Genomic DNA, 12391 nt, shown 5'->3' with positions numbered 1-12391 from the left:
GTCAGGGCCCCGTGCCGACCCGCAGGCTGGTGTACCCCTTCAAGCTCAGGCTGTCCCGTCGCTGCGCCGTCCCGGTGAGGGTGAGGGAGGGAAAGCGCCGCGCGAGGGCGGGCAGCGCAATCTGCGCCTCCAGGCGTGCCAGCGGCGCGCCCAGGCAGTAATGGATGCCACCGCCGAAGGACAGCGGCGCGTTGTCGGTCCGGTCCAGCCGCAGCAGGTCCGGTTCGGCGAAGCGCGCCGGGTCGTGGTTGCCCGCGCCGAGGTACGCCACGACCCGCTCCCCCTCCCCGACGGTGACCCCGCCGAGCTCGACCGGCGCGGTCACCACGCGGCTGCTGAGCTGCACGGGGCTGTCGAAGCGCAGCAGCTCCTCGACGGCCGGCCGGGCGAGCTCCGGCCGCTGCCCGAGCGCCTCGTACTGCGACGGGTGGCCCAGCAGCGCGACGACGCCGTTGGTGAGCAGGTTGGTGGTCGTCTCGAAGCCCGCGGCGAACAGCAGCGCCGCGTTGCTGAGGATCTCCTCGTCGGTGAGCCGGTCGTCGGCCGCCTGCGCCTGGACCAGCGCGGTGAGCAGGTCGTCGCCCGGGTGATGGCGGCGCTGCTCGACGAGCTCGGCGAGGTGGTCGCGGATGGCGGCGGCGGCAGGGTCGGCACGCGCCAGCACGTCCGGGGTGATCACCTCGAGGACCTGGGTCCAGTCGCGGACCAGGCTCTGGAACCCGCCGCGCTGGTCCGCGGGCACGCCGAGCAGCTCGCCGATGACGTTGACCGGCAACGGGAACGCGAACGCCTCGACGAAGTCGACGTCGTCACCGCCCATGCCGTCGAGGAGGTCCTCGACCATCCGCTCGATCGCGGGCCGCAGCGCCTCGACCCGCCGCGGCGTGAACGCCGAGCTGACCAGCCGCCGCAGCCGGGTGTGGTCCGGCGGATTGAGGGTGAGCATGCTGGTGAACAGCTGCCGCAGCGCCGGATGCTCCCGCCAGTCGGGGAAGCCGATGAACGCCAGCATGTCGGCGGGCAGGTGTTGCATGCGCGGGTCGCGCACGACGGTCGCGCAGTCGCCGTAGCCGGTCACGACCAGGGCACCGTCCTCGGCGCGCACGACCGGCGAGATCTCCCGCAGGCGGGCGTAGCGCGGGTACGGGTCGGCGCGCCCCGGCATCCGGGTCAGCTCGTCGAGCAGCCGCAACACTTCCGGGTCCTGCACGATGTCCGGCATCCGTCCACCATAGGCGGGCGGCACGACCGCTCACCGCGTCGCGGCCCGCCGCAGCTCGTCGGCGCGGGCCGCCTCGGGCGGCATCCGCAGCCGCTCGGCGTCCCGCGCGGCGCTGGCCCAGGCCCGCAGCGCGGCGCGGATGCGGCCGCGCAGCACGTGGTGCCGCCCGAGGACGATCCGCGCGCGGGGCCGGGCCATCGGATAGGCGCGGGCGAAGCGCCACAACCGCCGCACGGCCGCCGCCTCGACCGCCCGCACGGCAGCCGGATCGACCCCGAGCACCTCAGCGGCCGGGCCCGCCCGCACGTCGGCGGCCTCGGGCGCAGGCGCGCCGCCGGCCTCGGCGGCCTCCGCGCCCGGCGGGCCGGCGCGGTCCCCCGGGCCAGGGGCGGGTTCGAGCAGGGTCTGGCACACCTCGGCGATCCCGGCGTGCGCCTCGAGGCCGTACTGGGCCAGGGCAGGACGCGCGCCGATGAGCCGGTCGGCGGTGCGGATCGCCTGCCACGCCTCGGCCCGTCGGCCGGCGGCGAGATGCAGCCGGGCGGCGGCCGTGTGGAAGCGTGCCGCGTCGATCCGCGACGCGGCCGGCAGCAGCCGGGACGCCTCCCGGATCCACCCTTCGAGCGCCGGGTCGGCCGGGTCGGTGCGCAGGGTCGTCTCCACGAGCAGCAGCAGCCCCCACAGGTGCACGACCGGGTCGCGGCGGTCCCGCCCGGCGGCCATGCCCTCGGCGGCCGACGCGACCGCCTCGTCGTGCCGGCCGGTGAGGTACTGGGCGGTGGCCGCGATCAGCAGGACCTCGTCGGCCCACCGGTGCAGCGGCACGGCCCGCCGGGGAGCCAGGACCCGCGCGGTCGCGGCGTCGACCGCGGGCCAGTCGGCGACCCCGGTCCAGTGCAGGCCGCCGACGATGCCGACCCAGCAGGCGGTGAGCGGGTCGCTGGTGCGTTCGACCGCGGCGACGGCGACGGCGAGGTGGCGGCGGGCGACCCGGTGCAGCCCGACGCCGCCGGCCACCATGCCCAGGCCGGCGTGTGCCCGGGCGATCAGGTCCGGGTCGCCGGCGCGTTCGACGTCGTTGAGGGCGTGCAGGGCCGCGGTCAGCATCTGCCGGTGCTCGTCGAGCACCCAGTACACCTCGTTGATCACGAAGAACGTGGCGGCGCGTTCGTGGTACACGTCGCGGCGCTGCGGGTTGCGCACGACACGGGTGCCCGGCCGCGGCAAACGGCGGATGAGCTGCGTGGCGAGCATGCCGAGCCGCCCGGCGCCGGACGTGGGTGCGGGGCTGCCGAGCTCGGTGAGGGCCAGCTCCAGGTGGTGGCGGGCGGCGCCGGCCTCGCCGACCTGTTGATACGCCTCGCCGAGGAGCCGGTGCCAGCGTCCGCGGTACAGGCCGGGCACGCCCGAGCGGCGCAGCGCGGCGGCGAGGACGGCCTGGGCCTCGCGGAACCAGCCGGCACCCCGGTACACGGTCCAGATCCGCTGCAGGTGGGCGTCGAGCGCGTCCGGGTCGGCGGTGCCGATGAACCAGTCGGTGGCGGCGCGGAGGTTCGCGGCGTCCGGCACCTGCACGCCCGGGTCGCCGGTCAGCAGCGCGTCGTAGTGCGTGGCGTGCCGCCGCCGGGTCTCCGCCTCCTCCGCGGGGTCCTCGGCGAGCCGTTCGCCGGCGTACTGCCGCAGCAGCTCATGCATGGCGTACCGCCCGTCCGGCCCGGTGGTGACCAGCGACTGGTCGACGAGCCCGGCGACCAGCGGCAGCCCGGCGTCCGCGACGGCCGCGGCGGCGGCCAGGTCGAAGCCGTGGTGCACCGACAGCCGGCGCAGCGCGCGGCGCTCCTCGTCGGTGAGCAGCCGCACCGAGGCGTCGATCACGGATCGGATGCTACGGTGCCTGGGCTCCACGTCGGGTGCGGTGGTCTCCAGCAGCTCCAGGCCGCGGGCGAGCCGGTCGGCGATCGCGGTGGGGGCGGCGGAGCGCACCCACCGTGCGGCCAGCTCGATCGCCAGGGGCAGCCCGCCGACCAGGCGGCAGATCCGTCCGGCGCCCTCGACGTCGGCCTCGACGCCGGGACGCAGCAGCCGCGCCCGCTCCTGGAACAGTTGCACCGCCGCGAAACCTGCGATGCCCGCCGCGCCGGTGCCGGACGGCGGGCAGGGCAGGCCGGGCACTTCGACCAGCCACTCGACGCCCAGACCCAGCGGGCGGCGGGAGGTCACCAGCAGCTGGACGCCCGGCGCCCGCCGCAGCAGCTCGGCCAGCGGGCCGGCGGCGCCGGGCAGGTGCTCCAGGTTGTCCAGGACGAGCAGCAGCTCCCGGCCGCCCAGGTGCTCGGCGAGCAGGTCGAGCGGGTCGCGGGGCACGCTCAGCGGGATCCCGAACGTGCGGGCGAGATCGGCGACGACCAGGTCGGCGTCGTCGTCGGGGCGCCCGGGGCCGGTGCCGGCGAACGACACGAACACCGCGCCGTGGCGGCGCCGGTCCTTGCGGGCGCCGGCGACCTCGAGCGCGAGGCGGGTCTTGCCGATGCCGCCGGGACCGACGAGGGTCACGGCGGCACGCCGGGTCGTCGAGCAGCTCCCGCAGCCGGGCCAGCTCCGCCGACCGGCCGACCAGCGCGGTGAGCGGCCGCGGCGGCGCGGGCACGGGCGCGGCCAGGGCCGGCAGCGGCAGGTCCGCGACGGCGCCGGCGATCTCGTCGCGCAGCGCGGTCGTCGCGGCCGACGGCGCGGTCCCCAGCTCCTCGCCGAGCAGGTACCGGCAGGTCTCGTACTGGGCGAGGGCGGCGCCGCGCTGCCCGCCGGCGGCGAGGAACCACATGGGGTCCGGTGCGCCTCCTCGTGCAGCCGCTCCACCTCCAGCATGCGGCGGGCGACCTCGACCCCGGCGGCCGGGTCGGCGCGGTCGCGGGCCTGCTGCGCGGCGCGCTCCAGCAGCGCGAGCACGTCGGCGCGGGCCGCGGCCCGCCGGGCGGACACCCAGTCGTCGAACAGTGCGGCGCCCGGCACGTCGAAGCCGTGCAGGAACTCGCCGCGGCAGAGCCGGACCGCGGCGCCGTCCAGCGCGGGGGCGGTGACGGCGCGGGCGACCTCGACCGCGTCGACCCAGGCCGGGGCGGCGAGCGCGACGGTCCGCCGGGTCACGTCGAGCTGCCCGGGCACCGCCCGGCGCAGCTTGGTCAGCACCAGGCGCAGGTTGGCCCGGGCGGTCGCCTCGGGCAGGTCGCTCCACAGCAGCCCGGCAAGGGCCGAGCGGGTGTGCCCGGTGCCGGTCACCGCAAGGTAGATCAGCAGCGCCGCCGCCTTGGCCGAGGCGAGGTCCACCAGCGGGTGCCCGCCCAGGGCGAGGTCGGCGCGGCCGAGCACGTGGACCGTGAGCCGCTGATCCGTCATCGCCACCGCCGTCGTCACCGGCCACCTTATCGCTTCCGGCGGCCCGCTAACGGTCGGGAAACGGTCCGCACACGCTCGCCCGCCTACCGTCCGGACGCACCTCAAGGAAAGCCGACCCAAGAGATCCGGGCAGAAGGAGCCGTCATGACAACGATCCATCCGGTACGCGGGCAGCACCAGGACGTGGAGGTCGGCGGCTGCGCCGTACACCACCTCGCCCTGCGGCACGCGGCGCGTCTCGGCGACAAGGTGGCGCTGCTGGACGCCGCCACGGGCCGCACCATCACCTACCGGGCGCTCGCGCACGGGGTCGAGCGGGTCGCCGCCGGCCTGGCCGCCCGCGGCTTCGGCCGGGGTGACGTGCTCGCCGTGCACAGCCCGAACCTGCCCGACTACGCCCTGGCCGTGTACGGCGCGATGGCCGCCGGCGGGACCGTCACCGGCGCCGACCCGTCCCTGACCGCCGGGGAGCTGGCCGGTCAGCTCGCCGACGCCGGGGCGCGGCTGCTGGTCACGGCGGCGCCGCTGCTGGAGCGGGCCACCGACGCCGCCGCCATGGCGGGCGTCGAGGAGGTCCTGGTGTTCGGGGGCACGTTCGACGGCCTCGTCGGGCACGACCTCCCGCCGGCCCGGGTCGTCACCGACCCGGACCGCGACATCGCCGCGATGCCGTACTCCAGCGGCACCACCGGCCTGCCCAAGGGCGTCGAGCTCACCCACGCCGCCCTGGTCACCAACGTCCGGCAGGCCCTGGCCGCGCTGCCCTACGCCGAGGACGACGTCATCCTGGCGGTGGCGCCGTTCTGCCACGTCATCGGGCTCAACCTGCTGCTGGCGGCCGGTCTCGCGTCCGGGGCCACCGTCGTGACGCTGCCCCGTTTCGACCTCGACGCGTTCCTGCGCACGATCCAGGACCAGCGGGTGACGCTGAGCATCGTGGTGCCGCCGGTGGTGCGGGCCCTGGCCGGGCACCCCCTCGTGGACCGGTTCGACCTGTCGTCGCTGCGCAACCTCGGCGTCGGCGCGGCACCGCTGGACGCGGCGACGGAGCAGCGCTGCGCCGAGCGGCTCGGCTGCGCCGTCAGCCAGGGGCTGGGCATGACGGAGTCCGGCGCCCTCATCGCCGTCGGCGACCCGCACGCGCCGCGGCGCGGGTCCGTCGGGCGGCTGCTGCCCAACACCGAGGCCCGCGTCGTCGACCCGGGCAGCGGCGCGGACCTCGGCGCCGGCCGCACCGGCGAGCTGTGGGTCCGTGGCCCGCAGCTGATGCGCGGCTACCACGGCCGCGCGCAGGAGACCGCCGCGACGCTGGACGCGGACGGCTGGCTGCACACCGGCGACCTGTGCCACTTCGACGAGGACGGCCACCTGTACGTGGTCGACCGGCTCAAGGAGCTCATCAAGCCCCACGGCCACCAGGTCCCGCCCGCCGAGCTGGAGCTGCTGCTGTGCACGCACCCGGCGGTCGCCGACGCCGCCGTGGTGCCCCGGCCGGACGGGGACGCGGGTGAGGTGCCGGTCGCGCACGTGGTGCTGCGATCCCCGGCGAGCGCCGAGGAGCTGCTGGGGTACGTCGCGGAGCGGGTCGCGCCGTTCAAGCGCCTCGCGGCGGTCACGTTCACCTCGGCGATCCCCCGCTCGCCGACGGGCAAGGTGCTGCGCCGGGTCCTGGTCGAGGCCGAGCGGGTCCCGCGGTGACCGGCGGCCGGCGTGGCCGTGGGCTGCGGGCCTGGGCCGTCAGCCTCGCCGCGACGGCGGTGTCCGCGTACGCCCTGGACGCGACGGCGACGGCGGCCGGGGTGGCACTGGTCGCCTCCGGCCTGCTCGGCGACCTCGGCCACCGGTGGGCCCTGGCCGTGCTCGCCGCCAGCTACGCGGTGTGGGCGTGGGGCCTGCGGGCCAACCTGCGCGCCAACCAGTCGCTGCTCACCGCGACCGGCACCAGCACCAACGTGCTGTCGAAGGCGGCGCACGACCTGACCCGGCGGCGCACCGCGAGCCCCCGCGCCGCGCGGGTGGCGGCGGCCGCCGGGTACGCGGCCACCGAGGTCGCCAAGGAGGTCCCGTACTACGCGGGCGCGTTCGGCGCGGCGGTGCTCACCGACTCGGTCACCGCGACCGGGGCGCTGCTGTTCCTGGCCGGGGCGAACATCGGCGCCGCCGGCTACGAGTACGGCCTCGCCCGGCTCACCACGGTGTTCCTGCGGCACCGGCGCCGGCGGTACGCCTCGTTCGACGCCGACTGGGACCCGGCCGCCTACCTGGACGGCTACTACCGCACGGTCGAGCCGGACGAGGTGGCCACCATCGCGTTCTTCGTCGACGCGCTGCGCGGCGCCGAGCGGGACCGGCCGGTGCTGTTCTTCGGGGTCGGGCCGACGCTGCACCACGTGTTCGCGGCCGCCGAGATCGCCTCCGAGATCCACCTCGGCGACTACCTGCCGGGGAACCTGGCGCAGATCCGGCGGTGGCTGGACCGCGACCCCGACGCGCACGACTGGCGGCCGTTCGTGCGGCACACGCTGCGCTGCGAGGGCAATCCCGACCCGACCGACGAGGAGGTGACGGCCCGGGAGGACCTCACCCGCAAGAAGATCACCGACCTGGTCGAGGTCGACGCCCGGCACCCGCGGCCGGTGCGGCGGTGCTACCCGACCGTGGTCAGCGCCTACTGCGCCGACTCGGCCACCGCGGACCGGGCGACGTGGGCGCTGTTCATGCGGCACATCACCGGGCTGGTCGAGCCGGGCGGGTTGTTCGTGACCTCGGCGCTGCGCCGGTGCCGTGGATACACCGTCGGCGGCAGGTCGTTCCCGAGCGCCGACGTCGACGAGCACGACCTGCGCGCGGTGCTGCGGCCGGGGTTCGCGACGCCGGCGATCGAGGTCACGCGGGTCCCGCAGGAGACGACGCACGGCTATGCGGGGATCGTGCTGTGCCACGCGCGCCGCCGCTGATCCCGCGGGACGCTGCGACTCAGCGGGTCGCCGGCACCGCGAGCTCCGCGAGCAGCTGCCGGGCCTCGTCGGCGTGCGAGGCGTCGACCAGCAGCGCGTACTTGGCGGCCTCGATGGCGCTGACGGACGTGAAGTCGCGCCGCCCGCGGGTGCTCGCGTGCGCGATCGCGCCGAACACCGCGCCCCACACGGCCCCGGCGACGACGGCGAACACGATGACCTTCCACCACGCCGCGACGGCGAAGATCCCGAACAGGAACCCGAGCAGCAGCCCGAACCACGCGCCGGTGCCGACGCCGGCGAGGGCCGCCTTCGCGGTGGTCATGCGGCCGAGCACCCGCTCCACCAGGCGGACGTCGGTGCCGACGATGGTGACCCGGTCGACCGGGAACCTCCGGTCCGACAGGTGGTCGACGGCGTGCTGCGCCGAGGCGTAGTCGGGGTAGGTGGCGACGGTGACGACCGCCCGCTCCTGCAGGGCGCCGCCGCGGCCCGGCTCGTTCCTGGTGGGGTCGTCACGATCCCATTCCGAGGGGCGGTCCACCTCCGAGGGGCGGTCCCGGCCCTCGGCGCGGCGGTCCGGGACGCCCGGCCGCACGCCGGTCGTGAACGGCATCCTGGTCTGGTCGCGGGCGGTGGCGGGTCCGCTGTTGCTGGTGTTCCTCATCTCGGTGACCTCCTGAACGCAGGGCGCTTCGAGGAACGGCACGCTCCCGCGCGGGCGCGGCCGCGTCGATCGCTTCCACTGTGTCCCCGACCGGCTCCCCCGGTCTCCCCCGATGAGGGTGAGCGACCCGCGTTCAGCGGTGCCGGTCGGCCCGGCCGTGCTCGCTGAACACCCGCTGGACCTGCTCGGTCCAGAACGCGTGCGGCTCGGTGAAGCGGTACCCGAGCGTGCGGGCCTCCTGGTAGAAGCTCGACGCGGGCTCCCGGTCGCTGTACTGGGAGGTGACGATCGCGGTCAGCGCGGGGCCGCCGGCGTCGTACTCGTCCTCGAACACCCCGCCCAGCAGCTCGCCCATCAGCGGCGAGTCCGCGTCGACCCGGATCACGCGGATCTGGGCGGCGACCTCACCGTAGGAGGTCATACGCCGGTCGTACGCGGCGCCGAGGATCGCGTGGCGGACCTCCAGCTTCGCGGTGGTCCACTGGTCTTCGCGCAGACCGACCTGCGACGCGGTGCGCCTCATCGTGGTTTCCATCCCAACCCACCCACACGGCGGCTCGACGTCGCCGGCGTCAGGTCCGGACCGGTGCAGTCTGCCCTGTCCGCAGCCGGACCGTAAGGGCCCGTACAGCTCATTCGCCCGCGGCGGCCATCCGGCGGCTACCCGGTGATCGCCGGGCGCAGCATCGCCCAGGCCCGGTCGGCGAGGTCGCGGCGCTCCGCCGGCGTCGACTTGGCCAGGAGCCCGGCGACCATGCGCACGGCGAGCAGCAGGTCGTCGGGGGTGACCGTGGCGCGGATCGCGCCGCCGCGCTGCGCGGCCAGCAGCTTGCCCTCCAGCAGGGCCCGCACCCGGCCGACCACCTCGTGCAGGCGCGGGTCCTCATCGGAGGCGTGCAGCATGTCGATGAACGCGACCGACGCCGCGGTCTGCTCCGTGATCAGGGTGAGCAGGTCGTCGAGCGTGCTGGCGGGGGTGGCCGCCAGCGCCTCCAGGGCGGTGACGTTGTCGTCGAAGACGGCCAGGGCCAGGCTGACCCGGTCCGGGAAGTGGCGGTAGAGGCTGCCCTGGCCGACGCCCGCCTGCCGGGCGATCGCGCTGAGTGACGCGTCGAAGCCCTCGCTGGCGAACTGCTCGCGAGCGGCGCCGATGAGCGCGACCCGGTTGGCGGCGGCGGCGTTGCGCCCCCGGTTCTCTCGACGTGTCCGCATCACCGGTGTAGCTTACCAACCGGACGGGGTCGTCCGGTTGAATGGGAGGCGGCATGGCCGTGCAGTGGGACCGAGAGGTTGACGTCCTGGTCGTCGGCACCGGGGCGGCCGGCATGACCGCGGCCATCGCCGCCGCCGACGCGGGCCGCCGCGTCCTGGTCGTGGAGAGCACCGGCAAGTGGGGCGGCACCACGGCGCTCAGCGGCGGCGGGCTGTGGATGCCGACCAACCCGATGATGGCCGGCTTCGGGCAGGTCGACTCGGTCGACAAGGCCCTCACCTACATGCAGGCCGCGATCGGCGACGCCGGCCCGGCCAGCTCCCCCGAGCGGCGCCGCGCCTTCGTCGAGAGCGTCCCAGAGGTGTTCACCTTCCTGCAGCGCCTCGGCGTGCGGTGGGCCGCGGCGAAGGAGTACCCGGACTACTACCCGGACCGGCCCGGCGGCATGACCGGCCGCAGCATCGAGGCCGAGCCGTTCAACACCCGCAGGCTCGGCCCCTGGTTCGCGACGTTCCGCGGGCGCGACAGCATCCCGGCGCCGCTGAAGACCGACGACGTGTGGCTGCTGTCGCGGGCGTGGTCGACCCCGTCGGGCTTCGTGCGCGGCGCCCGCTTCGTGTTCCGTACCCTCGGCGGCCTGGTCCTCGGCAAGCGCCTCTTCGGCATCGGCGGCGGCCTCACCGCGAGCCTGATGAGCATCCTGATCAAGCAGGGTGTGGAGGTGCTGCTCGACACCCCGCTGACCGACCTGGTCCTCGACGACACCGGCGCCGTGCTCGGCGCCACCGTCACCGGCGCGGACGGCGCCCCGCAACACATCCGGGCCCTCGGCGGGGTCGTGCTCGGCGCCGGTGGCTTCGCACAGAACCCCGAGTGGCGCCAGAAGTACCACGGCATCCCCGGCTACAGCTCCGCCGCCGACGGCGACCTCGGCCGGCCGATCGCCATCGCCGAGGCCGCCGGGGCGCAGCTGGCCCTCATGGATGACGCCTGGTGGGGCGCGTCGGTGCCGCTGCCCGACGGGCACAGCCAATTCGTGCTGTCGGAGCGGTCGATGCCGTTCAGCATCGTCGTGGACTCCGCCGGCGACCGGTACACCAACGAGTCGGCCAGCTACATCGACTTCGGTCACGCCATGCTGGAGCGGGACCGGACCGTGGCGGCGATCCCCAGCTGGCTGATCCTGGACGTGCGGCACCGCCGCCGCTACCTGTTCAACGCGTTCCTGCAGGGCACCAAGCAGCTGCGGGCCAAGGGCATCGTGCGCTCCGCCGCCACGATCGAGGAGCTCGCCACCGGCCTGGGCATGCAGCCCGCCCGCCTGCGCGCCACGGTCGAGCGGTTCAACGACTTCGCCCGCACCGGCGTCGACGCGGACTTCGGCCGGGGCCGCACCGCGTACGACAACTACTACGGCGACCCTGGCGTGAAGCCGAACCCGAACCTCGGCCCGATCGAGAAGGGCCCGTTCACCGCGGTCCAGCTGGTGCCCGGCGACCTCGGCACGAAGGGCGGCCTGCTCACCGACGCCGACGCCCGCGTGCTCGGCGCCGGCGGCGCGCCCATCCCCGGCCTGTACGCCGCCGGCAACACCACCGCCTCGGTCATGGGCCGCACGTACCCGGGCCCCGGCTCGACGATCGCCCCGGCGGTCATCTTCGGCTACCGCGCCGGCCTCGCCGCCGCCGCCACTGCCGCCGCCCGGGTGTGACCTGGGAGACAGCACAGCGTCCGTGGCTCAGCTCCGGCGGCGCGGTCCCGATGCGGAAGGCACACCTGCCTGCCGACGCACGGGGATCCCCGATGACCACGACCACCGGCCGACGCATCCCGGCCGCCCCGCGGCCCGGCGCGCAACCAGCCGCGCCGGCGGCCTGGCCTTCATGACCCGGCTCGACCTGGACTCCAGCTACGTCACCGGCGTCCTGCCCGGCCTGCTCGTCATCGGCCTCGGCATGGGCCTGATCTTCGCGCCGACGCAGAACGCCGCCACCACCGGCGTGGCGCACACCGACGCCGGCGTCGCGTCCGCGATGATCAACACGACGCAGCAGATCGGCGGCTCGATCGGCACCGCGCTGCTCAGCTCGTTCGCCGCGAGCGCGGCCACCGGCTTCATGGCGGGCAAGGCCGCGACGCCGCAGCTGGCCGCGCAGGCAGCCGTCGAGAGCTACCACACGGTCTTCTGGTGCTCCGCCGGGTTCTTCCTGCTGTGCGCCGCCGTGTCGGCCGTGCTGTTCCGCACCGGCCCGCTCGACGTCGACCCGGACGCGCCCAAGGCGATGGCGCACTGATCAGCAGCGCACTGATCAGGCGCCGGCGGCGTCGAGCACCTGTTGCCGTGCGGACCAGACCAGGTCGGCGGTGAGTGCCCGCTTCGTCTGCGTGGGCAGGCTCCGCCAGATCCGGTGCACCACCGGGCCCTTGCCCTTGTTGCGGGCCCGCCGGTCCAGCTCCCAGACGTAGGTCCACAGCAGGAACGCGTCGCGGAGGTCCCGGCGGGTCCGGACGAGGTCCCCGGCCTGCGCCTCGGTCATCGGCAGCCCCTGCGACGCGGCCAGGTGCTTGACCGCGAGGGCCTGGCTGTGCGCGAGCCCGGTGCGCTCCGGCGGCCCGGCGGACGCGCCGAGCACGATCCGGGACCACACGACGCGGTTGCCGAACTCGACCCGTTCGACCCGGAACGACGTGGCGAAGAACGACGCCAGCAGGTTGGCGAACGGGCCGTGCGGGTCCAGCGCCGCCAGGTCCTGCGGCAGCCGGTGCCGGTGGCGCTCGACCCAGGCGGCGGCCGAGCCCGCCCGGGCCAGGCCCGCCGCCGCGTCGGCGGACAGCAGGTCCGGGTCGTCCGCCGACTCGTGGCTCAGCCAGAGCAGCAGCTCGTACGCCTTCGCCTGCAGCCGCAGCAGTTCCGCGACGTCGTCATAGCTGAGCACTGC

The 12391-nt window shown here is 75.5% G+C and carries 10 protein-coding genes; 4 read left to right on the top strand and 6 right to left on the bottom strand.

The window, feature by feature from the left end:
• Position 1: 1 nt before the first annotated feature.
• A complete protein-coding gene (locus tag OHA72_RS32335) occupies positions 2 to 1165 on the bottom strand; it encodes a cytochrome P450 (RefSeq protein ID WP_442788755.1) in 1164 nt (387 codons plus the stop codon).
• Between the two features lie 1942 nt (positions 1166 to 3107).
• Positions 3108 to 4043: a bacterial transcriptional activator domain-containing protein gene (locus OHA72_RS64965; RefSeq protein ID WP_442788754.1), complete on the bottom strand. Its 936-nt coding sequence runs from the start codon at positions 4041 to 4043 to the stop codon at positions 3108 to 3110.
• A 716-nt stretch (positions 4044 to 4759) separates the two neighbouring features.
• Between OHA72_RS64965 and OHA72_RS32325 the strand changes: the two genes are divergently transcribed.
• Entirely contained in the window at positions 4760 to 6313 is a 1554-nt protein-coding gene (locus OHA72_RS32325; RefSeq protein ID WP_326999809.1) for an AMP-binding protein, read from the top strand.
• Positions 6310 to 7572, top strand: coding sequence for a guanitoxin biosynthesis pre-guanitoxin forming N-methyltransferase GntF (gene gntF, locus OHA72_RS32320; RefSeq protein WP_326999808.1), 1263 nt, complete (start codon positions 6310 to 6312; stop codon positions 7570 to 7572). The genes OHA72_RS32325 and gntF overlap by 4 nt, the downstream gene beginning before the upstream one ends.
• 19 nt (positions 7573 to 7591) lie before the next feature.
• Here gntF and OHA72_RS32315 read toward each other — a convergent pair whose 3' ends face one another.
• The 3 genes from OHA72_RS32315 to OHA72_RS32305 all read right to left on the bottom strand — a co-directional run bounded on the left by OHA72_RS32315 (position 7592) and on the right by OHA72_RS32305 (position 9451).
• Positions 7592 to 8239 (bottom strand): YflT domain-containing protein, encoded by a 648-nt coding sequence (locus tag OHA72_RS32315; protein WP_326999807.1) that lies wholly within the window; start codon positions 8237 to 8239, stop codon positions 7592 to 7594.
• Positions 8240 to 8372: 133 nt separating this feature from the next.
• The gene (locus OHA72_RS32310) at positions 8373 to 8762 is read right to left on the bottom strand and encodes a hypothetical protein (RefSeq protein WP_326999806.1); all 390 of its coding nucleotides are present in this window, start codon (positions 8760 to 8762) and stop codon (positions 8373 to 8375) included.
• Positions 8763 to 8899: 137 nt separating this feature from the next.
• Positions 8900 to 9451, bottom strand: coding sequence for a TetR/AcrR family transcriptional regulator (locus OHA72_RS32305; protein ID WP_326999805.1), 552 nt, complete (start codon positions 9449 to 9451; stop codon positions 8900 to 8902).
• Between the two features lie 53 nt (positions 9452 to 9504).
• Between OHA72_RS32305 and OHA72_RS32300 the strand changes: the two genes are divergently transcribed.
• Together OHA72_RS32300 and OHA72_RS32295 are read left to right on the top strand one after the other, a co-directional pair.
• Positions 9505 to 11163, top strand: a complete 1659-nt coding sequence (locus tag OHA72_RS32300; protein ID WP_326999804.1) for an FAD-binding protein — start codon at positions 9505 to 9507, stop codon at positions 11161 to 11163.
• A gap of 172 nt (positions 11164 to 11335) precedes the next feature.
• Positions 11336 to 11746, top strand: a complete 411-nt coding sequence (locus OHA72_RS32295) for an MFS transporter (protein ID WP_326999803.1) — start codon at positions 11336 to 11338, stop codon at positions 11744 to 11746.
• Positions 11747 to 11761: 15 nt separating this feature from the next.
• Here OHA72_RS32295 and OHA72_RS32290 read toward each other — a convergent pair whose 3' ends face one another.
• Entirely contained in the window at positions 11762 to 12388 is a 627-nt protein-coding gene (locus OHA72_RS32290) for a hypothetical protein (protein WP_326999802.1), read from the bottom strand.
• Positions 12389 to 12391: the final 3 nt, after the last annotated feature.

This window comes from Dactylosporangium sp. NBC_01737 (assembly GCF_035963215.1).
Taxonomy (GTDB): Bacteria; Actinomycetota; Actinomycetes; order Mycobacteriales; family Micromonosporaceae; genus Dactylosporangium.
Note: the sequence above shows the minus strand (reverse complement) of the source record. Positions and strands in the feature narration are given on the sequence as shown.